The sequence below is a fragment of the Mesorhizobium caraganae genome (genome assembly GCF_016836705.1).
In the GTDB taxonomy this organism is placed as follows: domain Bacteria; phylum Pseudomonadota; class Alphaproteobacteria; order Rhizobiales; family Rhizobiaceae; genus Mesorhizobium; species Mesorhizobium caraganae.
Genome location: NZ_JAFCGY010000013.1, coordinates 55,164 through 76,390, shown reverse-complemented (window position 1 = coordinate 76,390; position 21,227 = coordinate 55,164). Strand labels below are relative to the sequence as shown.

The window sequence follows — 21,227 nt, the reverse complement described above, 5'->3', positions numbered from 1 at the left end:
CCTTTCCATGGTCCGACATCAATGAGCGATCGATCAAGCCACCGCCCGATCCTGATGTTCGATTCCGGCGTTGGCGGATTGACGGTGCTGCGCGAAGCCCGCGTGCTGATGCCCGACCGGCGCTTCGTCTACATCGCCGATGACAAGGCCTTTCCTTATGGCGCCTGGGAAGAGCCGGCGCTGCAGGCTCACATACTCGATCTCTTCGCCAAGCTGCTCGACCGTTTTCAGCCGGTGATTTCGGTCATCGCCTGCAACACCGCCTCGACGCTGGTGATCGACGCGCTGCGCGAAACATTCCCCGGCCATCCCTTTGTCGGCACGGTGCCGGCGATCAAGCCGGCAGCCGAGCGCACCCGCTCCGGGCTGGTCTCGGTGCTGGCGACGCCGGGCACGGTGAAGCGCCAGTACACGCGCGACCTGATCGGCAAATGGGCGCAGAAATGCCATGTCCGCCTGGTCGGCAGCAACAATCTGGCCGGACTGGCCGAGGCCTACATGCGCGAGGGCTTTGTCGACGAAGAGGCCGTGCGCGCCGAGATCGCACCGTGCTTCGTCCAGCATGACGATTTGCGCACCGATATCGTCGTGCTCGCCTGCACGCACTACCCGTTCCTGGCCAACCGGATGCGCAAGACAGCACCCTGGCCGGTCGACTGGATCGATCCGGCCGAGGCGATTGCCCGCCGCGCTCTGTCGCTGCTTCCGGCAGTCGACGGGGCGTTGCCGCAAGGCGAGCCCGACATCGCCGTCTTTACCTCGGGAAAGCCGGATTTCGCCATCAGCCGGCTGATGCAGGGTTTTGGATTGAGCGCACGCTAGGCAGGTTGGAAGACAATGCTGCGTTGATCCGGATCGGCCGAAACAAGCCTTAGCGTCAGGCTGTCGCCCTGCCTGAACCCGGAGGCCTTCACATTCGCAACGACAGGCATGTTCGAGAGCTGTACGCGCATACGCTGGTCGGCGACGTCGGTGACGACGGCCTTGAACATTTCACCCTGGCGTCCCTTCAGCATCACCGCCTCGGCAAGGTCGATGGCCGCGTGGTTGATCTGCGAGGCGCGGGCATCCGCCCGCCCCATAACCGTGGGCAGTCTGGCGAACGCATCGGTAACGGCCTGCGGCACCGGCTGGCCGTTGGCGATTGCCAGCGCGCAGCGCACGACGTAGCGGTCTGCAAGCCGCCTCAGCGGCGCGGTGGCATGGGCATAGGTCGCAGCCATAGCCTCGTGCCACGGCACAACGCCTTCCTCATAGGGTTGGTAGGACGCACCGGAACCGGCACGGCGGATTTCCAGCATCAGCGCTGCCTGTTGCCTGTCGCCCGGATCAAGGGTTCGCTGATAGTCGCGCAGACTGGTCGAAGCCGGCCAGGACAGGCCGAGAGCCTGTGCCGCGCTGCGCAGTCTTTGCACCTTGGAAGCATCCGGCGGCGCCATCACCCGGAACAGCCCGGTCCGGTGTGCCAGCATGGCGTCGGCAATCGCCATGTTGGCAGCGAGCGAAAGCGCGGCGTTGTCTTGTTCGGATTGCTGCAGCGGTCTGAACGAAAGCTGGAATGTGCCGTCGGCAAGCTGCTCGACTTCCTGCTCGGGCGGGTCGACGCGGGAAGCGCCACGACGCTCTTCGTTTGCCGCCATGCGCCGCGCAATTTCGGCGAAGCCGGCCGGAACGTCGGAGGTTCGCACGCTGTCGTAAGCGAGCTTGGCGCGGCTCTGGATGATGGCCCGCTCCGCGCCATCCAGTCTTACCGCGCCGTCCGCGGCGATCCGAATCGTGAAGACAACTGCCGGACGCGGTCCGCTGGGCAGCAAGCTCGCGGCACCCTCGGCAAGCACCTGGGGATAGAGCCCGGCCTTGCCGTCCGGCAAGTACAGGGTCTCGCCCCGCGCCCAGGCTTCGAGATCCACCACGTCTCCGTCCTCGACGAACCAGGCTACGTCGGCAATGGCATAGTGCAGCAGGAGGTCGCTGCCGCTCGCCTCGATCGAAAAAGCCTGATCGAGATCGGTGGAAGTCGCCGGATCGAGTGTCACGAAAGGCATCGCCGTTCGGTCGGCATGCTGGCTGGGCACCCGTCTGGCCGCCCTCTGCGCCAGGGCTATCACATCAGGAGGAAACCCGTCCGGCACATGGAATTCGGTTCGGATTTTCGCGAGGCCGGTGGAGAGGGCTTGCGAGGGATCGGTCAATGATTTCATGGCGCTGTCCTACACTGGCATTCCAGACACGGGAATGCCGATTTGTCGGCAGGCGGGCCGGCCATGGGGAGACATGAGCGCGGACCGGGAGTTGGCCGCCAGAACTGGAACTCTCGCCGAAGCGCAACGTTTCTCCTTCTGGCAGCAAAGGAGGAACCGATATGCCTGCAAAATCACAAGCCCAGCAAAAGGCCGCCGGTGCCGCGCTTTCGGCCAAACGCGGCGAAACCAAGAAAGGCGAACTCATAGGCGCCGCACGCGAAATGTATGAATCGATGAGCGAAAAGCAGCTTGAGGAATTCGCCGAGACCAAGCGCAAGGGGCTGCCCGAGAAGAAATCGGCGGACTGAGGCCCGAATACTGTGCCGTCAAAAACAAGCCCGCGGCCGAGACCGCGGGCTCTTCACTTCAGGCCCAAGCCGAAACTACCAGCGCCACCAGCAGCGCTTCACCTTGTAGCGGATGACCTTCTTGTGGCCGTGCCGCCAGAAGACCTTCTTTTTCACGACGATGCGGCAGACCTGATGGTGCCTGTGACCGTGCCAATGCCTGGCCATCGCCGGCTCTGGGACGGCAATCGACATCGATCCCGCCAGGACGGCTGCACTTACCAACGAAAGGAAGAATTTTTTCATACGACTTGTGGCTCCTCTACCTCCAGTCCCTTCCTTCCGCATCGACCCGAAAATCGATCGATTTTCGGAAAGTACGATGCGAAACTCAAAAAGCGTTTGAGCGTACTTTGTGCGTCCGAATGGACGCACGTCGCTCAAATGCCGTTGGCAACGACACCACCACATCCGGCACCGCACTTAACACCAGAAAAGCTATAGGGTTGCCGCAGCCGGCGCCAGCCGCGAGCTTGACACCGGTTAAATCTCCGTTTAACGAGCCCACCAACACCGGGCCGCAATGCCCGGTGGTTTCTTTTGCATGGCAAGAACCCAGGGAAATCAGGTTTATCGTTTCCTTGGCCTTGTTAAACTGACGTGTCCCGTGGGTTTTCCATCGCATTGCGTGGAAGACCCTGTCAGGTCTCGAAAACGGAGGCCAGAGGAGGGCGCGTTTCCTTCACCCGGACCATGAGGTTCCGGGTGGTTTGTTTTGAAAGGGAATGCGATGAGCAAGCGCGAATCCGCGAAGTACAAGATCGACCGCCGTCTCGGCGAAAACATCTGGGGCCGCCCGAAGTCCCCGGTCAACAAGCGTGAATACGGCCCCGGCCAGCACGGCCAGCGCCGCAAGGGCAAGCTTTCCGACTTCGGCCTGCAGCTGCGCGCGAAGCAGAAGCTGAAGGGTCACTATGGCGACGTTTCGGAAAAGCAGTTCCGCAAGGTCTATGAAGAGGCTGACCGCCGCAAGGGCGACACCTCGGAGAACCTGATCGGCCTGCTCGAGTCGCGGCTGGACGCGGTCGTCTACCGCTCCAAGTTCGTGCCGACCATTTTCGCCGCCCGCCAGTTCGTCAACCACGGCCACGTCAACGTCAACGGCAAGCGCGTCAACATCGGCTCGTACCGCTGCAAGCCGGGCGACGTCATCGAAGTGCGCGAAAAGTCGAAGCAGCTGGTGATCGTTCTGGAATCGGTCGGTCTCGCCGAACGCGACGTCCCGGACTACATCGAAGCCGATCACAACAAGATGGTCGCGACCTTCTCGCGCATCCCCGGCCTGGCGGACGTTCCGTTCGCCGTGCAGATGGAACCGAACCTGGTCGTCGAATTCTATTCGCGCTGATCGGCCTCTTTGGCGCAGATATCGAAGGCCGCCTTTCGAGGCGGCCTTTTTCTTTGTCCATCGCGCTTTGCGAAGCATCGACCAAAAACCGATTTCGATTTTCGAGCCAATGCGCTAATCCGGGCGCAACAGGGATTTGGGCCGACGCGCCATGAACATGTTGCCAAACGCCGATTTGCTTGAACCGGTTGCCGATGCCGAAGGCGGCTTCCATCCGCTGTTCGCCAACGTGCCGTCTTCCGTCGAGTTCAACAAGCTGCGCAAGCGGCTGTTGCGGCTGACCCGCCAGGCGATCGAGGATTTCGCCATGGTCAGGCCAGGCGACCGCTGGCTGGTGGCGCTCTCCGGCGGCAAGGATTCCTACGGACTGCTCGCCGTGCTGCTCGATCTCAAATGGCGCGGGCTTTTGCCGGTCGAGCTGCTCGCCTGCAATCTCGACCAGGGCCAGCCGAATTTCCCGAAACATATTTTGCCCGACTATCTCGACAGGTACGGCATTCCCCGTCGCATCGAGTATCAGGACACCTATTCGGTGGTCACCGACAAGCTGCCCCAGGGCAGCACCTATTGTTCGCTGTGCTCGCGGCTGCGGCGCGGCCATCTCTACCGCATCGCGCGCGAGGAGGGTTGTTCGGCGCTGGTGCTCGGCCACCACCGCGAAGACATCCTCGAAACCTTCTTTATGAACCTGTTCCATGGCGGCCGCCTTGCGGCCATGCCGCCAAAGCTGCTCAACGACGACGGCGACGTCATGGTGCTGAGGCCGCTGAGCTACTGCGCCGAGATAGATCTGGAAAAATTCGCCGCCGCGATGAAATTCCCGATCATTCCCTGCGATCTCTGCGGCAGCCAGGAAGGCCTGCAGCGCAACGCCATGAAGGCGATGCTGGACGATCTGGAAAAGCGCATGCCGGGCCGCAAGGACACGATGCTGCGCGCGCTGTCCAACACCAGGCCGTCGCATCTGCTCGACCGCAAACTGTTCGACTTTGCTGCCCTCAACGGCAGCCCCAGCACAGGACAAGACCTTTCCGATGACATTTGACGACCATGCGATCGACTGGCTTGCCGAGCTTCTCGCCGATGCAGCCAGGGCCGAGATCATGCCGCGCTTTCGCCGGCTGGGCGAGGGTGACGTCCGCCAGAAAACCTCGGCCGCCGATCTGGTGACCGAGGCCGACGTCAATGCCGAACGGCTGATCACGGCAAGGCTGCGCGAGCGCTACCCCCAGGCGATGATCGTTGGCGAGGAGGCTTGTTCCGACAATCCGGCGCTGCTTCAGGGGCTTGGCGATGCCGATCTCGCCTTCGTCGTCGACCCGGTCGACGGCACCTTCAACTTCGCCTCCGGCGTGCCGCTGTTCGGCGTCATGCTGAGCGTCGTGGTCAAGGGCGAGACCGTGGCCGGCATCATCCATGATCCCGTAGGCAAGGACTGGCTGATCGGCGCCAAGGGCGCCGGCAGCCATATCCGCCATGCGCATGGCGCGTTGGAGAAGGTGCACGTCGCGGATGCCGTGCCCGTCTCGCAGATGACCGGTTCGGTTTCCTGGCAATATCTGGCCGAGCCGCAACGCTCGCTTCTGGCGCGCAACCAGACCAAGACGCTGTCGCAGTTCGGCTATCGCTGCGCGGCGCATGAATACCGGCTGCTGGCCAGCGGCCACGCCCATTTCGTCGTCTACAACAAGCTGATGCCGTGGGACCATCTGGCCGGCGTGCTGATCCATGCCGAGGCCGGCGGCCACAGCGCGCGCATCGACGGCAGCGCCTATTTGCCGTCGCATGTCGATGGCGGCATCCTCGCCGCGCCGGACAAGGAAAGTTGGCAGGAGTTGCGCCGCGAACTCTGGGCTGAGTAGGATCAATACCCTGCTCTGGCGTTTAAGCCGCCAGGCTTCCGGCCTCCAGATCAAAATCAATGCAGGTCGGTGACGTGCCCTGAAATGGGCGGGTTGTGCGGCTGGAACATCTTGCCGCGCTCGGCAATCAGGATCATCAGCAACGCCGCGACCGAGACGCTGCAAAAGCCGGCGGCCAGCGGCGTCACCGTCCCATTGAAAGCTTGACCGATCAGCGCGCCGATGATGGCGCCGAGAAAGGTCTGCATGAAGCCCAGAATGGATGCGGCCGTGCCGGCGAGCTGGCCAAGCGGTTCCATGGCCAGCGCGTTGAAATTGGCGCCAAGCCCGCCGAAAGGCAGCATCGCTGAGGCAAAGAAGGTGATGAACAGCCAGAGTGGCATATTCATCTCGAGCGAAACCACCAGCCACGCAAGGCTGATGCAGAGAAAGAGAAGCAGTGCGCCCTGCGACAGGCGGCGCATGCCAACCCGGCCGACCAGCCGCGAGTTGAGGTAGTTCGAGAAGGCGAGCACGCCCGCAACGCCGGCAAAGATCACCGGGAACAGCTCGCCGACATGGAAGATGTCGATATAGATCTGCTGCGCGGAGATGATGAAGCCGAACATCGCGGCGAAGATGAAGGTGCTGGCAAAGGCGTAGCAGAGCGTGAGGCGGTTGGTGAGCACGATGCGGAACCCACCGACGACGGATGATACTGTCAACGGCCGTCTATATTCCGGACGCAGTGTTTCCGGCAGCCGCAGCAGCGACCACGCCGATACGATCAGCGCTCCGACCGCCATGGTGATGAAGATCCAGTGCCAGCTTGCAAACAGCATGATGAACTGGCCGATGCCCGGAGCAATCACCGGGATGGCCATGAACACCATGAAGATCAGCGACATAACCTCGGCCATGCGCCGGCCGTCGAACGTGTCGCGCACGATCGACACCGCGATGACGCGCGTGGCCGCCGCTCCGATGCCTTGCACCAGCCGGCACAGCAGCAGGATGGCGAATGACGGGGCGATGGCAGCGGCCGCCGCCGCCACGACATAGATCGCCAGCCCGACGACCAGCGGCGCGCGGCGTCCGAACCGGTCCGAAATCGGCCCGAACAAAAGCTGCCCGCCGCCGAAGCCGAGCATGTAGGCGGTGATGACATATTGGCGGTGGTTTTCATTTTCGACGCCGAGCGTGGCGCCGATTTGTTGCAGCGCCGGCAGCATGATGTCGATGGCCAGCGAGTTCAGCGCCATCAGCGCCGCGCACAGCGCGATGAATTCCCAGCGCGGAATAGGCAATTTGCTTGCCTGTTGCGGCGCGTCTGACTGCTGGTCCACGGCGGGTCCGATCTTCAAAACGAATATGCGCCGGCATGCCGGCGCATAGGTTCGCCCTCACCCACCAAGGGGAGGTAACATGTTGCCGAGGCGGGCCTGCCCCGGTCTCAAACCAGAATCAGGCGCCCCAGAATCAGGCGGGAGCTTTGACGCTGATGCCCTTTTCGACGAGGAACGTCTGCAGTTCGCCCGCCTGGAACATTTCGCGGATGATGTCGCAACCACCGACGAATTCGCCCTTGACGTAGAGCTGCGGGATCGTCGGCCAGTTCGAGTATTCCTTGATGCCCTGGCGAAGTTCGGCCGAGGTCAGCACGTCGACGCCCTTATAGTCGGCGCCGATGTAATCGAGGATCTGGACCACCTGGCCGGAAAACCCGCACTGCGGAAAACCGGGCGTGCCCTTCATGAAAAGGACGACGTCGTTACCCTTCACTTCGCTGTCGATGTAGTCGTTGATGCCGCTCATGGAATATCCTTTCACGCCTGTGGGAGTCAGGCTCGAAGCATAGCCATCAAATAAACCCATAGATGGGCCGAAACAAGATGTTTGCGCCGCTGCCGCGGAAATGGCGCAAAGGATCGCCTGTCTTGGGCCAAGCATCCCGCCCGATTGCAGCCTCCGGAAGATGATGAAAAAACGACATGGCGCCGCCCTTCTGATCGCCATCCTGGTGGCGGCGACAGCCATTATCTGGTGGCCGAGACGCCCGGAGCCGCCGCCACCGCTGGTTGTCGGCGGCGAATTGCCCGCACCCTGTCGGAATGTCGCTTTCGAGGCGGTGACCTATGTCGTCTGCGAGATCGATCTTCGAGCCGACAGCATTGGAGTTTTCCATGCTGATGCCGACGGCAAGCCCTTCGGCTCGCTGGAGGCCTTTGACAAGGCGGTTGCCGGCGAGGGCAGGCCGGTGCTGCTCGCCATGAATGGCGGCATGTATCACCAGGATTTGTCGCCGGTCGGCCTGCTGGTCGAGAACGGCAGCGAAAAATCGCCGCTCAACCTTGCCGACGGCGAAGGCAATTTCTTCCTGAAACCGAACGGCGTCTTTTTGTTGGGCAAGGACGGCAAGGCCGCCATCATGGAGAGCAGCGCCTATGCCGCCGCTAGGCCTGACGTCGCTTTCGCCACGCAGTCCGGCCCGATGCTGGTGATCGATGGCGCACTTCATCCGCGCTTCGAGGCCAATGGCACCTCGCGTTACATCAGGAATGGTGTCGGCGTGAGCGATGAAAACACCGTCATGCTGGTGATCTCGCGCTCGGAAGTGAGCTTCGGCAGCTTCGCGCGGCTGTTCCGCGATGCGCTTCAATGCCGCAATGCACTGTTCCTCGACGGTGCGGTCTCGGCGCTATCGGACGGCAAAAGGATGATCGTCGGCGGGAAATATCCGGCGGGGCCGATCATCTCGGTCTCGGCGAAGAAGCCTGCAACCGAGTAGCTTCCCAAAGAAGACCTTCGCCTACCTGTTCGTCATCGATCGGCCGCTCTCCGGAATATAGCTATAGCTAAATCTTGAAGCATACGCTATTCTGGCTGGCATATGGAGGGATGCAGGCATGAGCGAGACGAAATCCTTGCTGGAGCGAAAGCTCGATCGAAGGCTGCTTCTGGCCGGTGGCCTTATGGCTGCCGGCGGCACTGCGGTCGCGGCAAGTGCCGCTCGCGGGCAGACAAGCCACGCCGGCCACGAGATGCCTCAGGCAGCCGCTGAAGCGCCGCCAGCGCATCTGTCGGCCCATGGCGCGATGATCACGGTCGGCGAGGTCGACGACGCGCGCAACGGCTTCGATCCATCCAAACTGCTCACCGATTGGGACACCGGGACGGTGTCGACGCTGCCGGACGGGCGGACGCTTCGCACTTTCGAGGTCACGGCCGAGGACAAGGAGATCGAGATCGCGCCCGGCATCATGTTTCCAGCATGGACCTACAATGGCCGCGTGCCGGGACCGACCTTACGCGCGACCGAAGGCGAGCGCCTGAAGATCGTCTTCCGCAACCAGGGCTCGCACCCGCATTCGATGCATTTTCACGGCATTCATGCCGCGCGCATGGATGGCGTCCCCGGCGCCGGCCCGATCGGGCCAGGCGAGGAGTTCGTCTACGAGTTCGATGCCAGGCCGTTCGGCTGTCATCTCTACCACTGCCACGCGCTGCCGCTGAAGCGGCACATCCAGAAGGGCATGTACGGCGCCTTCGTGATCGATCCCGATCCGGCCCGGCATCCGGAGCACGAGGCGGTCGCCCGCTCGCGCCTGCTCGGCACGCCCGAGAATGCCGGCTGGCAGGAATTCGTCATGGTCATGAATGCCTTCGACACCAACTTCGACAACGAGAACGAGGTCTACGCCGTCAACACCGTCGCCCACGCCTATGCGAAAAAGCCGATCCGGGTGCTGAAGGACACGCCCGTCCGCATCTATCTCGTCAACGTCGTCGAGTTCGATCCGATCAATTCCTTCCACCTGCATGCCAATTTCTTCGACTACTACAATCAGGGCACGACGCTCACCCCCACGCTCAAGACCGTCGACCTGATCACCCAGTGCCAGGCTGAGCGCGGCATCCTCGAATTCCATTTCCGGGAGCACGAACCGGGCCTCTACATGTTCCATCCCCACCAGTCGGAATTCACCGAACTCGGTTGGTCCGGCATGTTCGACGTCGTGGAGGCCGTGTCGTGACCGATCTGAGCCAGCCTTCCGCCGAAACACGCGCCAACCGCTCAAGCTGGGCCTATCTGGCCTGGATCGCGTTGCCGCTGGCCGTGCTTGGGCTGGCGATCGTCTGGCTGGTCTCCTCGGACCTGCTGTCGAACTTCCGCAACGGTGCGCCGCCGGTCGAGAACCTCACCTTCGAGCGGACGATCCTGGGGGCCGACGGCATCCGGGTTCTCGTCCGGGCCGGCGGGTCGGAACCGATGACCGTCGCGCAGGTCCAGGTCGACGATGCCTACTGGCAGTTCACGCAGGATCCGCCGGGTCCGATCGCGCGCGGCGCCACGGCGTGGATCAGTCTGCCGTATCCCTGGGTGCTGGGGGAGGCCCATGCGATCAACGTCGTGACCAGCACCGGCACGACGTTCGGGCACGAGATCGCCGTCGCCGTGCCGACGCCGACGCGCGATTCGCTGAGCTTCGTCGCGCAGGCGGTGCTTGGCGCCTTCGTCGGCATCCTGCCCGTGGCGATCGGCCTCATGTTCTACCCAGCGCTTCGTGGCGTGGGGCAGGCCGGCATGGACTTTCTGCTGTCGCTGACCGTCGGGCTGCTCGCCTTCCTGTTCGTCGATGCGCTGGAGGACGCGTTCGAACTGGCCGGCGAGGCAGCCGCCCTGTTCCAGGGATCGACAATGATCGTGCTTGCCGCCGCCGCCAGTTTTCTGCTGCTGATGGCGGCGGGCCGGCGGAGCGGGACACCAACCGGTCTGGCTCTCGCCACCTTCATCGCGCTCGGCATCGGCCTGCACAATCTGGGCGAAGGGCTGGCCATTGGCGCCGCCTTCGCTTCGGGTGCGGCGGGGCTGGGCACCTTCCTCGTGCTCGGCTTCACATTGCACAACATCACCGAGGGCATAGGCATTGCCGCCCCGATCCTGAAGCAGCGCCCGCCATTGCGGACCTTCGCCGCGCTGACGCTGCTCGCGGGCGGGCCAGCGGTCGTCGGCCTATGGATCGGCAGCCTTGCTTATGCCCCGCAATGGTCGGCGCTGGCGCTGGCGGTCGGCGCGGGAGCAATCCTGCAAGTGATCGTCGAACTCGTGTCGATGCAGATGCGTCAGCGGGCCGACGGCACACGCGCAGTGTTCGCGCCGGGTGCGATGGCCGGATTGGCGACCGGTGTTGGCTTCATGTACCTCACGGCGATGCTGGTGAAGATCTGAGCCGCGCCGGCCGGGAAGTTCAGTCCGGCACGCTGGTCTGCAGGGCCAGCGCGTGCAGCACGCCGCCCATATTGCCCTTCAGCGCGTCATAGACCATCTGATGCTGCTGGACGCGACTCTTTCCCCGGAAGCTTTCGGCCACCACCTCGGCCGCATAGTGATCGCCGTCGCCGGCGAGGTCGCGGATCGTCACCTTGGCGTCCGGAATGCCGGCCTTGATCAGTTTTTCGATGTCGTGGGCATCCATTGCCATGGCAAAATCCTGTTCTGGGCGGCGGCTAGGCAGCTTGTACGATGTGACTCGGGCGTAAGCCTAAAGCCTTTCCGGCTCGGATTGAAGCCGTCCTGTCCATCAACGCAGAACCTACGGGCCATCCTGCCGCGGGTGGACCACACCATCCTCGGTGATGTCGTCGCGCGTCGAGAACCCCCGGCCAAGGCTGAAGGTCAGGACATAGAGCGGAATGTTGATCACCAGGCTGACGAGGGGGAGATAGCTGGTCATCTGCCACAATGGCGAGAAGAATGGCTGGCCGTAGCCGTCGCAGGCCAGCGACGAGCCATATTCCCACAGCGCCCCTATGACCACTGCAACAATAAAAAGCTTGATGCAGGTGACAACATGTCTTGCTCGCGCCGGGTCCGGCAAAAGCCGGATCCAAAGCACCAGGCAGATGATCGGAACCGCATAAAGGAGGTTCTGCAGGACCAGCATCGGAAGCGCGCCATTGGCCGCCTCAAGGAATTGCTCGCGTCTTTCCAGCAGCGGACAGACCTCGCTTGAGGTCGTCGACAGCAGGAAAAAGACGAACGGGCCGAGGAACCAGAAGAAGAACAGCGACGGCCAGAAGACGACAGCGATCAGCGTCCGGGCAGCCAGTCTGCTCAACTGGCCTTGTCCATGAAGCGCGGGAACCAGCCTTCATGGGCGGCGGTCAATTCGCTGACCGGGATCGCCCTGGCATCGCCGAGCTTCAGCGCGCTGCCACCGGTCGAGCCGATCCATGGCGCAAAAATGCCGAGCTTGCTCTGCTCCTCGCGGATGGCGTCCCATTCCTTGCTCTGCGGATCCAGCGACAGCGTCAGGAGATAGCGGCCCTGGTCCTCGCCGAACCAGACCGGGATCGGGTCGGTGCCGGCAAGGCCCGGAATGGTGGCGCCGATGCCGGACGCCATCGCCATTTCGGCCAGCGCCACGGCGAGGCCGCCATCCGAAAGGTCATGCGCGGCAGTCACCACGCCCGACGCGATCAGGGCGCGCACATGGTCGCCGACACGCTTCTCATGCGCGAGGTCGACCGGCGGCGGTGGGCCGTCGGTACGGCCATGAATGTCTCTGAAATAGGCGGACTGGCCGAGATGGCTGCCCCATGTCGCCGGCGCGCCGACCAGCACGATCATCTGGCCCTCGGCGGCAAAGCCGATGCGCGTCATCTTCGACCAGTCGGCGATCAGCCCGACGCCGCCTATGGTCGGCGTCGGCAGGATGCCCTGGCCGTTGGTCTCGTTGTAGAGCGAGACATTGCCCGACACGATCGGGAAGCCGAGCGCGCGGCAGGCATCGCCAATGCCTTTCACCGCGCCGACCAGCTGACCCATGATCTCCGGCCGCTCCGGATTGCCGAAATTGAGGTTGTCGGTCGCCGCCAGCGGCAGCGCGCCGGTGGCGGTCAGGTTGCGCCAGCATTCGGCCACCGCCTGCTTACCGCCCTCATAGGGGTCGGCCTCGCAATAGCGCGGTGTGACGTCGGAGGAGAAGGCAAGCGCCTTGGTCGGATGGCCTTCGACGCGCACCACGCCGGCGTCGCCGCCCGGCAGTTGCAGCGAATTGCCCTGGATCAACGTATCATACTGCTCCCACACCCAGCGCCGCGACGACAAATCCGGCCCGCCGAGCAGCTTCAGCAGCGCGTCGGCGACATCGGCCTTCGGCGCATCGCCGGCCGCCAATGCCGCCGGCTTCTTCGGCTCGACCCAGGGGCGGTCATATTCCGGCGCCTTGTCGCCAAGGTCCTTGATCGGCAGATTGGCGACCTCGTCGCCCTGGTGGATGACGCGGAAGCGCAGATCGTCGGTGGTCTTGCCGACGATGGCGAAGTCGAGGCCCCATTTGTGGAAGATCGCTTCGGCTTCCTTTTCCTTCTCGGGGCGCAGCACCATCAGCATGCGCTCCTGGCTTTCCGAGAGCATCATCTCATAGGCGCTCATGCGCTCTTCGCGCACCGGCACCTGGTCGAGCTGAAGTTCGATGCCGAGGTCGCCCTTGGCGCCCATTTCGACCGCCGAGCAGGTGAGGCCGGCCGCACCCATGTCCTGGATGGCGATGACGGCACCCGATGCCATCAGCTCCAGGCAGGCCTCGAGCAGGCACTTTTCGGTGAAGGGATCGCCGACCTGCACGGTCGGGCGCTTCTCGTCGATCTTGTCGTCGAATTCGGCCGAGGCCATGGTGGCGCCGCCGACGCCATCGCGTCCGGTCTTGGCGCCGAGATAGACGACCGGCAGGCCGACCCCCTTGGCTTCCGACAGGAAGATCGCATCGGTCTTGGCAAGGCCGGCGGCAAAGGCGTTGACCAGGATGTTGCCGTTGTAGCGAGCGTCGAAATTGACCTCGCCGCCAACCGTCGGGACGCCGAAGGCATTGCCGTAGCCGCCGACGCCGGAAACCACGCCGGAGACCAGATGTCGCGTCTTGGGATGGTCGGGCGCGCCGAAGCGCAGTGCGTTCATCGCCGCGATCGGCCGCGCGCCCATGGTGAAGACGTCGCGCAGAATGCCGCCGACGCCGGTCGCCGCACCTTGATAGGGCTCGATGTAGGAGGGGTGGTTATGGCTCTCCATCTTGAAGACGACGCAGTCGCCGTCGCCGATATCGACTACGCCGGCATTCTCGCCGGGACCCTGGATGACCTGCGGCCCGGTGGTGGGCAGCGTGCGCAGCCATTTCTTCGAGGATTTATAGGAGCAGTGTTCGTTCCACATCGCCGAGAAGATGCCGAGTTCGGTAAAGCTCGGCTCGCGCCCGACCAGATCGAGGATGCGCTGGTATTCGTCGGGCTTCAGCCCGTGCGCGGCAATGAGTTCCGGAGTGATTGGCACGGAATTGGAAATGGTCATGGGCAGCGATTGGTATCCATGGGAGAGGGGGATTTCTGAGTCCCCTCTTAACGCAAGCTTTGGCGTGATACACCCCATCCGCCGACGAAAAACGCCGGAAAGCCACAAGGCGAGGGGGCAGCGGAGCCCGTCGGGGAACGCTATGGCATTCCGGCCGTTAGGTCTCCAATCAATCAGGAGATCTGGATATGGCCACCAAGCAAGGCAAGAAAGACAATCGCCTCTCGGACAAGGAAGCTATGCATCTTGCCGAGATCACCGACGTTTCGCCGCAACAAGCCAAGGACCTGGCCGAGAAGCACGGCAAGGAAAAGGGCGCGAGGGAAGCCAAAAACTTCAAGGCAGAGGGCTGACCGAGGCCAGGGCCGCGAGCACCAGTTAAGCCTCAACGGGTCAGGAAGACCTGTCGTAGCCGGCGCGGCCTTCCTCCAGCAGCCGGCGGATCACCGCGACGCCGCCGGCAATGTCCTCGCGCCGCCTTGGCTGCGAGACACCGAAACGAACACCGTGGAAAACCTGCTCGGAGCGCCCCGCCTTGAACTCGTCCTCGTCGTCGAGGAGCACGCCATTTTCGAGGCATGCACTGCGGAAGGTGCCGGACAGCCAGGGATCGGGCAAGGTGAGCCAGACGAAGGGCACGCTGTCGTGTGACTTGAAGGCGAAGCCGGCCAAAGTCTCGCGCACGATGGCGATGCGGGCGGCGATTTCGGCGATGCTGCGCCGGCGGATGTCGCCGGCCTGCCCGGACAGCACCAGCCGCGCATTCACCTCCGCCAGCAGGAACGGCATGCCGCCGGTCATCATCTTGTGGGCGACGCGGATGCGATGGCGATAGGCGGGCGGGCAGGAGAGCCAGCCGCCGCGGACGCCTGCCGCGACCGATTTCGACAGGCCACCGGCAACGATGGTGCGCTCGGGCGCATATTCGGCGAGCAGCGGTGTCGAATCGTCGGTCAAGCCGCCATAGAGATCGTCCTCGATGAGGATGACATTGTACTCGCGCGCGACGCGGGCGATCGCCTCACGGCGCGAAACCGACAGGATCGCCAGCGTCGGGTTCTGCACCGTCGGCATCAGGAAGATCATTTTCGGGTGTTTTTGCGCACAGACGCGTTCGAAATCCTCGGGATCGAGGCCTTCCTCGTCCGATGCCACCAGTGCAATGCGCCGCCCGATCAGCCCGGCGCTGCGGGCGATCTGCGAATAGGTGAGGTGCTCGAAGGCGACATAGTCGCCGGGCGTGGTCAGCGCCGCGATCGCCGCCATGACAGCGGCATGGGTGCCGAGCGTCGGAACGATGGTCTCGACCGCCGGGCGGAACGAATTGCGCGACAGCCAGCGCGCGCCGGCCTCGAACCAGCGCTCCGGAAAATCCCTGGTGTAGCTTGAAATCTCGTGCGGATAGTCCTGCACCGTGCGCAAAAGCATGTCGGCGACAATAGCGCCCTGGCCGATGTCGGGCGCGGCCGTGCTGTCGAAGCGCAATTTGCCGGCCGGCGCATCGACATAGCGCGTGCCTTGCACAGCGGGCTCGGCGAATTCGGGGCTCGCCGCTTCCGATTGCTGGGCCAGCACATAGGTTCCGCGTCCGACCTCGCCGCTCACCAGCCCTCGTTCGCGCAGCAACTGATAGGCCCGGCCGATCGTGCCGACCGTGGTGCCGATGTCATAGGCGAGATCGCGCTGGGGCGGCAGTTTTGCCCCTGCATCGATGATGCCCTTGTCGATGTCGGACTCGATGCTGTCGGCAAGGCGCTGATAGAGCGGGCCGGAACCGGTGGTGAGATCAGGAAGCCAATTTGTCATGGTGACAATTTTGTATATTGCACCGGATTAGGAGTCAATACATATCAGCGCCGTATCGAAATGGGTACAATTTGCAACCTTGGCAGAAAGACAATGGATACAACAGAGACAATCCGCTGCGCGGGCATTGAACTGGTGGGGCCGCGCCCGTCGGGCCGGCGAGGCTTTGTCAGCCGCGTGGTCTATGTCGTCAGGTCGCTGGCGCGATGGATCGACGCGCTGATCGAGCGCCGCCGCGGCCGCCTGACCCTGCTGGAAATGACCGACGAGCAGCTTAGGGATATCGGTGTTTCGCGAGGCGACGCCCACCGCGAAGGAATCCGGCCGTTCTGGGACTGAACCTTAGTTCGGTCAGCGGCGCGCGCCGGATGTTCTCATGCGTGATATGCCCTTGTCGGCAAGCACGGCGAGGATACACAGCACCAGAAAAACGCCGGTGACGGCCAGCGCCGCAAGCGCGACGCTGGTCACGCCATTCTTCGCGACGTCGAGGAATGGGTAGGGCACTTCGCCCGCGATCGGCGCCCGCGCCAGCGCATAGGCGAGATAGGCGATCGGATAGGTCATCCACCAAGAGATGTCGCTCCAGCGTGTCCTGCCGTCGGCACCCGCCAACAGCCACCACAGCACGAACAGCACCGGCGTCACATAATGCAGCAGCACGTCGCAGAGCAGGAACAGGCCCTGCGGCTGCCAGAGCTGTGCCAGAACCGTGGCATAGACAATGAAGACCAACGCAATGGAAACCGCGACCCCTGCGCGCATCCGCGGTCCGGCAAAGGCGGGCAGCCAGGCATAGCCGCTGGGTGACAGCAGCGAGGTGTGGACCAGCACTGCGCCGATGTTGGCCAGGATGGTGAAGAAGCTGAACAGAAAGATGATCGAGCCGAGAAAACTACGGCCAGCTTCCATCGACGCCGGGATGGTGATGCAGGCTTGCAGGACAAGCCCGACCACGCCAATGACCAATCCCGCCATCTGCAGGAAGCGGCCCATGGCGTCAGGCGGCCGCGTTACACGAGGGATTGCCTGTCTGCCAGCGCGCAATGTCGGAGCCGATGCGAGCGCCGAGCGGATCGTCCATCAGCGGACCGAACACGTCGATGCGGCTGGAATTGCCTTGCGCCTGGACGACCAGCAAGGGCTTGCCGCCATAATGCTTGGCAGGAACCAGAAGGAAGCGCGGCGTGCCGCTGAACGAATTCAGCTCATTGGCCATCTGGTACGACTTGAAGGCGGGATCCTTGCTGGCAATCCAGCATTTGTGGGCTGATATCGCCACCTGCTCCATGGCCAGCAGCGAAGCGCTCTTGCCCGCAGGCGCCGGCGCGCTCTTCGGGCTGGACTGGCAGGACGCCAACGCCAAGCCGGCGGCGGTCAGGAGAGCCATCCGGGCAATCGTCAGTCTCATGGTCAATCGCTTTGAAAGGAATTTCGAAAAAGGATATCAGGCGGCGATGCCGAGCGCGCCTTCGAACAGCGCGCGGCCATCGCTTCCGCCATGCGCGGCCTCGATCAGGTTTTCCGGATGCGGCATCAGGCCGAGCACATTGCCCTTTTCGCTGATGATACCGGCAATGTCGTTGATCGAGCCGTTGGGATTGGTGCCTTCGGCATAACGAAACACCACCTGTCCTTCGCCTTCGAGGCGGGCAAGCGTGTCGGCATCGGCAAAATAATTGCCGTCATGATGCGCCACCGGGGTGCGGATGATCTGACCCGGCTGATAGCGGCGGGTGAACATGGTGTTGGCGTTGGCGATTTCGAGCTTCACCTGCCGGCAGACGAATTTCAGCGACGCATTGCGCATCAGCGCACCGGGCAACAGGCCGGCCTCGACCAGGATCTGGAACCCATTGCAGACGCCGATGACCATGACGCCCTTGGCCGCCTTTTCCGCCACCGCCCGCATGACAGGCATGCGCGCGGCAATGGCGCCGCAGCGCAGGTAGTCGCCAAAGGAGAAGCCGCCGGGGATGGCGATCAGGTCGACATCGGGGATTTCAGTGTCTGTCTGCCAGACGGTGGCCGGCGCCTGGCCGGAGATCTTGGTCAGCGCCGCGATCATGTCACGGTCGCGATTGAGTCCTGGCAAGAGAACGACGGCGGATTTCATATCAGGCGATCTCCACCGCGTAATTCTCGATCACCGTGTTCGCCAGCAGCTTGTCGCACATCGCCTTGAGATCTGCCTTGGCCTTGGCTTTGTCGGTCTCGGCAAGCTCGAGATCGAACACCTTGCCTTGCCGCACCTGGCCGACGCCGCCGAAACCCAGGCCGGACAGGGCGTGCTCTATGGCTTTTCCCTGGGGGTCGAGCACGCCGTTCTTGAGGGTGACGGTGATGCGGGCCTTGATCATGCTGGACAGGTTCCTGTTCGAGTATGGGTTTAGTGCGGCTTGCCTTTGATGCCTTCGGTCGAGGCGACAAGCACCGGGCCGGTCGGGCGCGGCGGCTCGTTCTCGTTCATGATGCCGAGGCGGCGGGCGACTTCCTGATAGGCTTCGACGAGGCCGCCCATGTCGCGGCGGAAACGGTCCTTGTCGAGCTTGTCCTGCGTTGCCACGTCCCACAGCCGGCACGAATCCGGCGAGATCTCGTCGGCAACGACGATGCGCATCATGTCACCCTCGAACAGGCGGCCGCATTCGATCTTGAAGTCGACGAGCTGGATGCCGACGCCCATGAACAGGCCGGAGAGGAAGTCGTTGACGCGGATGGCGAGCGCCATGACGTCGTCGATCTCCTGCGGGCTCGCCCAGCCGAAAGCGGTAATATGCTCTTCCGACACCATCGGGTCGTCGAGTGCATCGGCCTTGTAATAGAATTCGATGATCGAGCGCGGCAGAACGGTGCCTTCCTCGATGCCGAGGCGCTTGGACAGCGAACCGGCGGCGACATTGCGCACCACCACTTCGAGCGGAATGATCTCGACTTCCTTGATCAACTGCTCGCGCATGTTGAGCCGGCGGATGAAGTGGGTCGGAATGCCCATGCGGTTCAGATGATTGAAGATGTACTCGGAAATGCGGTTGTTGAGCACGCCCTTGCCGTCGATGACCTCGTGTTTCTTCTTATTGAACGCGGTCGCATCATCCTTGAAGAACTGGATCAGCGTGCCCGGTTCTGGTCCCTCATAGAGGATCTTGGCCTTGCCTTCATAAATGCGGCGGCGATTTTTCATCTGATTTTTTCTCTGGATTTGCGGGCAGGCGGCAAGCGACCAGTTCCTGTCCGTCTGCCTAAATTAGGACGGCGACGGGTGGGGTTCAATGCCGGGTCTATCCCAATCACAGCGTTTGCTCAATCGGCAAATCCTTCTCGTTGGCCGGTTTCAGGAATGAAATGCCGCAGCGCAGCAAGTGATGTAGCATATTGACCGACCCGCGCCCTTTTGGTTTGTGCTGCGGCAACACACATATCCACCGCCAACGCGAATCGATTTCACCGGAGGGAAGCCATGAGCAGCATGAAAGACCGCGAAGAGGGTTTTGAGCGCAAATTCGCCTTCGACGAAGAACTTCGCTTCAAGGCCTCCGCACGCCGCAACAAGGCGCTTGGCCTGTGGGCCGCCGAAAAGCTGGGCAAGTCCGGCGCTGACGCTGACGCCTATGCCAAGGAAGTGGTTGTTTCCGACATCGAGGAAGCCGGCGATCACGACGTGTTCCGCAAGATCCGCAAGGATTTCGACGCCGCCGGCGTCGACCAGTCCGACCATCAGATCCGCCGCACCATGGACGAATTGATGGCGCAGGCGATCGAGCAGATCAAGAACACCTGATTCCAGCCACTTCTGGACCAATCGACCGCCCGGCCCAGCCGGGCGGTTTTTCTTTGCCTTTTCAGCCTTTTCCGGCTGAAACTGCGCGCAGGCCTGCTGATGGGCCCGTGCCAACAAGGAAAAGCGCCGATGTCCCTGAAATCACGCCTGGCGGCGGATGAAACGCTGTTCACCGCCTGGTCCGGGGTTCCGGACGCTTTGACGGTCGAAATCATCGCCAAGCAGGGTTTTGACGCCGTCACGCTCGACATGCAGCATGGCGGACACCACGAAGACTCGGTCTTGCGCGGCCTGGTGCCGGTGCTCGCAGCCAACAAGCCGGCGCTGGTGCGCATTCCGGTCGGGCGCTTCGACATGGCCAGCCGTGCGCTCGATTTCGGCGCCGAGGCGGTAATTGCGCCAATGGTGAACTCGGTGGCCGATGCAAAACTGTTCGCCGCCGCCATGAAATACCCGCCGCTCGGCGAACGCTCCTGGGGTCCGACCTATGCCTTTCCGCGCCACGGCAAGGGCGACCATGCCGAGTGGCTGCGCGACACCAATCAGCGCACCATGGCCTTCGCCATGGTCGAAACGCGCGCCGCGCTCGATGCGCTGGACGGCATTCTCGATACGCCCGGCATTGACGGCATCTTCCTCGGTCCATCGGATTTCTCGATCGCCTGGTCGAACGGCGCCACCATCAACTCGACGCTGGAAAGCATGATGGAAACCGTCGCCTCCATCGCCGAGCGGACACGCAAGGCTGGCAAGCATGCCGCCATCTACGTCGTCGAGCCGGCGATAGCCGGCCGCGTCGTGGCAATGGGCTACCGGCTGCTGGCGATGGGCTCGGACCACGCGCTGATTTCACTCGGCGCAAAAACCCTGATCAAGAGCATGAACGATTCGATCAAGGGCTAAGGCTTAGTGCCTTGCCTCTGAGCCGGTCAGGCCTTGAGGTCGGTCAGGAACTTGGCGAAGGTCATCGATCCCTCGGGCCACGGGCCGAAGCCGGCGTCCTCATTGAGGTGACCGGTTTCGCCGGCATCGATGAACAGCGAACCCCAGGCGCCGGCAATGTCCTCGGCAACCTCGAAGGCGCAGAACGGATCGTTGCGGCTGGCAATCACGATGGACCGGAAGGGCAGCGGCTCGCGCGAATAGGGGCCGAAGGTCATCAGGTGCCTCGGCCTTATCTCCGGATTGGCGACATCGGGAGGCGCGACAAAAAACGCGCCGGCGACCGGCTTCCTGAATTGCGGAATGGCCTGCACCGCGGCTGCCACGCCCAGCGAATGGGCAACGATCACCACCGGCCGCTCGGCTTCGTTGACGGCGTTCGCCACGCTCGCTGTCCAGTCCTCGCGCACCGGCTTCGACCATTCGGCCTGCTCGACCCGGCGCGCCGTCGACAGTTTGGACTGCCAGCGTGTCTGCCAGTGTTCCGGGCCTGAATTGGTGTAGCCCGGCACGATCAAGATATCTGCGTCTTTGACTTTCATGCCGCTGAGATAGCGAGCGGCTCCGTCTCG

General features: G+C 63.0%; 28 protein-coding genes. 12 read left to right on the top strand and 16 right to left on the bottom strand.

What is annotated here, in order from left to right:
- The first annotated feature begins 21 nt into the window (after positions 1-21).
- The gene (murI, locus tag JQK88_RS21155; protein ID WP_203279360.1) at positions 22-822 is read left to right on the top strand and encodes a glutamate racemase; all 801 of its coding nucleotides are present in this window, start codon (positions 22-24) and stop codon (positions 820-822) included.
- Here murI and JQK88_RS21150 read toward each other — a convergent pair.
- Positions 819-2,201 (bottom strand): RNB domain-containing ribonuclease, encoded by a 1,383-nt coding sequence (locus JQK88_RS21150; RefSeq protein ID WP_192253545.1) that lies wholly within the window; start codon positions 2,199-2,201, stop codon positions 819-821. The genes murI and JQK88_RS21150 overlap by 4 nt on opposite strands.
- A gap of 161 nt (positions 2,202-2,362) precedes the next feature.
- Here JQK88_RS21150 and JQK88_RS21145 point away from each other — a divergent pair, with 161 nt between their 5' ends.
- Positions 2,363-2,551, top strand: coding sequence for a DUF3008 family protein (locus JQK88_RS21145; RefSeq protein WP_112561427.1), 189 nt, complete (start codon positions 2,363-2,365; stop codon positions 2,549-2,551).
- Between the two features lie 75 nt (positions 2,552-2,626).
- Here the strand turns inward: JQK88_RS21145 and JQK88_RS21140 are convergent, their stop codons facing one another.
- A complete protein-coding gene (locus JQK88_RS21140; RefSeq protein ID WP_203279359.1) occupies positions 2,627-2,836 on the bottom strand; it encodes a hypothetical protein in 210 nt (69 codons plus the stop codon).
- A gap of 85 nt (positions 2,837-2,921) precedes the next feature.
- A complete protein-coding gene (locus tag JQK88_RS21135) occupies positions 2,922-3,215 on the bottom strand; it encodes a hypothetical protein (RefSeq protein ID WP_203279358.1) in 294 nt (97 codons plus the stop codon).
- A 105-nt stretch (positions 3,216-3,320) separates the two neighbouring features.
- Here JQK88_RS21135 and rpsD point away from each other — a divergent pair, with 105 nt between their 5' ends.
- The 3 genes from rpsD (at position 3,321) to JQK88_RS21120 (ending at position 5,800) form a co-directional block, all read left to right on the top strand.
- Entirely contained in the window at positions 3,321-3,938 is a 618-nt protein-coding gene (gene rpsD / locus JQK88_RS21130) for a 30S ribosomal protein S4 (RefSeq protein ID WP_027028657.1), read from the top strand.
- Positions 3,939-4,089: 151 nt separating this feature from the next.
- Positions 4,090-4,983 carry a tRNA 2-thiocytidine(32) synthetase TtcA gene (gene ttcA / locus JQK88_RS21125; protein ID WP_203279357.1) on the top strand — a complete coding sequence of 298 codons (894 nt, stop codon included), beginning with the start codon at positions 4,090-4,092 and terminating at the stop codon, positions 4,981-4,983.
- Entirely contained in the window at positions 4,973-5,800 is an 828-nt protein-coding gene (locus JQK88_RS21120; protein ID WP_203279356.1) for an inositol monophosphatase family protein, read from the top strand. Before ttcA ends, JQK88_RS21120 begins: the two co-directional genes overlap by 11 nt.
- Positions 5,801-5,856: 56 nt before the next feature.
- Here the strand turns inward: JQK88_RS21120 and JQK88_RS21115 are convergent, their stop codons facing one another.
- Both JQK88_RS21115 and grxD read right to left on the bottom strand, forming a co-directional pair.
- Positions 5,857-7,125 (bottom strand): multidrug effflux MFS transporter, encoded by a 1,269-nt coding sequence (locus tag JQK88_RS21115; RefSeq protein WP_112561801.1) that lies wholly within the window; start codon positions 7,123-7,125, stop codon positions 5,857-5,859.
- A gap of 133 nt (positions 7,126-7,258) precedes the next feature.
- Complete coding sequence (gene grxD, locus JQK88_RS21110; RefSeq protein WP_192253553.1) at positions 7,259-7,594, bottom strand: Grx4 family monothiol glutaredoxin; 336 nt, start codon at positions 7,592-7,594, stop codon at positions 7,259-7,261.
- A 163-nt stretch (positions 7,595-7,757) separates the two neighbouring features.
- Between grxD and JQK88_RS21105 the strand changes: the two genes are divergently transcribed.
- The 3 genes from JQK88_RS21105 (at position 7,758) to JQK88_RS21095 (ending at position 11,009) form a co-directional block, all read left to right on the top strand.
- Positions 7,758-8,567 (top strand): phosphodiester glycosidase family protein, encoded by an 810-nt coding sequence (locus JQK88_RS21105; RefSeq protein WP_246501611.1) that lies wholly within the window; start codon positions 7,758-7,760, stop codon positions 8,565-8,567.
- A 118-nt stretch (positions 8,568-8,685) separates the two neighbouring features.
- Complete coding sequence (locus JQK88_RS21100; RefSeq protein WP_203279355.1) at positions 8,686-9,813, top strand: multicopper oxidase domain-containing protein; 1,128 nt, start codon at positions 8,686-8,688, stop codon at positions 9,811-9,813.
- Positions 9,810-11,009: a ZIP family metal transporter gene (locus tag JQK88_RS21095; protein ID WP_192253557.1), complete on the top strand. Its 1,200-nt coding sequence runs from the start codon at positions 9,810-9,812 to the stop codon at positions 11,007-11,009. The genes JQK88_RS21100 and JQK88_RS21095 overlap by 4 nt, the downstream gene beginning before the upstream one ends.
- Positions 11,010-11,028: 19 nt before the next feature.
- Here the strand turns inward: JQK88_RS21095 and JQK88_RS21090 are convergent, their stop codons facing one another.
- The 3 genes from JQK88_RS21090 to purL form a co-directional block, all read right to left on the bottom strand.
- Positions 11,029-11,262, bottom strand: a complete 234-nt coding sequence (locus JQK88_RS21090; protein ID WP_192253559.1) for a BolA/IbaG family iron-sulfur metabolism protein — start codon at positions 11,260-11,262, stop codon at positions 11,029-11,031.
- A gap of 111 nt (positions 11,263-11,373) precedes the next feature.
- On the bottom strand, positions 11,374-11,898 hold the full coding sequence (locus tag JQK88_RS21085; RefSeq protein ID WP_192253561.1) for a hypothetical protein: 525 nt from the start codon (positions 11,896-11,898) through the stop codon (positions 11,374-11,376).
- The gene (purL, locus tag JQK88_RS21080) at positions 11,895-14,126 is read right to left on the bottom strand and encodes a phosphoribosylformylglycinamidine synthase subunit PurL (protein WP_203279354.1); all 2,232 of its coding nucleotides are present in this window, start codon (positions 14,124-14,126) and stop codon (positions 11,895-11,897) included. Before purL ends, JQK88_RS21085 begins: the two co-directional genes overlap by 4 nt.
- A 188-nt stretch (positions 14,127-14,314) precedes the next feature.
- On the opposite strand from purL, the gene JQK88_RS21075 reads away from it, so the two are divergent.
- Positions 14,315-14,479: a hypothetical protein gene (locus JQK88_RS21075; protein ID WP_192253565.1), complete on the top strand. Its 165-nt coding sequence runs from the start codon at positions 14,315-14,317 to the stop codon at positions 14,477-14,479.
- A gap of 40 nt (positions 14,480-14,519) precedes the next feature.
- On the opposite strand, the gene JQK88_RS21070 is transcribed toward JQK88_RS21075, so the two are convergent.
- The gene (locus JQK88_RS21070; protein ID WP_203279353.1) at positions 14,520-15,932 is read right to left on the bottom strand and encodes an aminotransferase-like domain-containing protein; all 1,413 of its coding nucleotides are present in this window, start codon (positions 15,930-15,932) and stop codon (positions 14,520-14,522) included.
- Positions 15,933-16,025: 93 nt separating this feature from the next.
- Here JQK88_RS21070 and JQK88_RS21065 point away from each other — a divergent pair, with 93 nt between their 5' ends.
- Complete coding sequence (locus JQK88_RS21065) at positions 16,026-16,271, top strand: DUF1127 domain-containing protein (protein WP_203279352.1); 246 nt, start codon at positions 16,026-16,028, stop codon at positions 16,269-16,271.
- A 12-nt stretch (positions 16,272-16,283) separates the two neighbouring features.
- On the opposite strand, the gene JQK88_RS21060 is transcribed toward JQK88_RS21065, so the two are convergent.
- The 6 genes from JQK88_RS21060 to JQK88_RS36980 all read right to left on the bottom strand — a co-directional run bounded on the left by JQK88_RS21060 (position 16,284) and on the right by JQK88_RS36980 (position 19,345).
- A complete protein-coding gene (locus JQK88_RS21060) occupies positions 16,284-16,928 on the bottom strand; it encodes a Pr6Pr family membrane protein (RefSeq protein ID WP_203279351.1) in 645 nt (214 codons plus the stop codon).
- A 4-nt stretch (positions 16,929-16,932) separates the two neighbouring features.
- Positions 16,933-17,343, bottom strand: coding sequence for a hypothetical protein (locus tag JQK88_RS21055; RefSeq protein WP_203279350.1), 411 nt, complete (start codon positions 17,341-17,343; stop codon positions 16,933-16,935).
- Between the two features lie 36 nt (positions 17,344-17,379).
- Positions 17,380-18,048, bottom strand: a complete 669-nt coding sequence (purQ, locus tag JQK88_RS21050; RefSeq protein WP_112561440.1) for a phosphoribosylformylglycinamidine synthase subunit PurQ — start codon at positions 18,046-18,048, stop codon at positions 17,380-17,382.
- Position 18,049: 1 nt separating this feature from the next.
- Positions 18,050-18,292, bottom strand: a complete 243-nt coding sequence (gene purS, locus JQK88_RS21045) for a phosphoribosylformylglycinamidine synthase subunit PurS (RefSeq protein WP_203279349.1) — start codon at positions 18,290-18,292, stop codon at positions 18,050-18,052.
- A gap of 29 nt (positions 18,293-18,321) precedes the next feature.
- Positions 18,322-19,116 (bottom strand): phosphoribosylaminoimidazolesuccinocarboxamide synthase, encoded by a 795-nt coding sequence (gene purC, locus JQK88_RS21040; protein WP_056594372.1) that lies wholly within the window; start codon positions 19,114-19,116, stop codon positions 18,322-18,324.
- A gap of 106 nt (positions 19,117-19,222) precedes the next feature.
- On the bottom strand, positions 19,223-19,345 hold the full coding sequence (locus JQK88_RS36980; RefSeq protein ID WP_281434885.1) for a hypothetical protein: 123 nt from the start codon (positions 19,343-19,345) through the stop codon (positions 19,223-19,225).
- A gap of 47 nt (positions 19,346-19,392) precedes the next feature.
- Here JQK88_RS36980 and JQK88_RS21035 point away from each other — a divergent pair, with 47 nt between their 5' ends.
- Together JQK88_RS21035 and JQK88_RS21030 are read left to right on the top strand one after the other, a co-directional pair.
- Positions 19,393-19,713 carry a DUF1476 domain-containing protein gene (locus JQK88_RS21035; RefSeq protein ID WP_056562205.1) on the top strand — a complete coding sequence of 107 codons (321 nt, stop codon included), beginning with the start codon at positions 19,393-19,395 and terminating at the stop codon, positions 19,711-19,713.
- Between the two features lie 129 nt (positions 19,714-19,842).
- Positions 19,843-20,616 (top strand): HpcH/HpaI aldolase family protein, encoded by a 774-nt coding sequence (locus tag JQK88_RS21030; protein WP_112561442.1) that lies wholly within the window; start codon positions 19,843-19,845, stop codon positions 20,614-20,616.
- Between the two features lie 26 nt (positions 20,617-20,642).
- Here JQK88_RS21030 and JQK88_RS21025 read toward each other — a convergent pair whose 3' ends face one another.
- On the bottom strand, positions 20,643-21,197 hold the full coding sequence (locus tag JQK88_RS21025; protein WP_192253580.1) for an RBBP9/YdeN family alpha/beta hydrolase: 555 nt from the start codon (positions 21,195-21,197) through the stop codon (positions 20,643-20,645).
- Positions 21,198-21,227 lie beyond the last annotated feature (30 nt).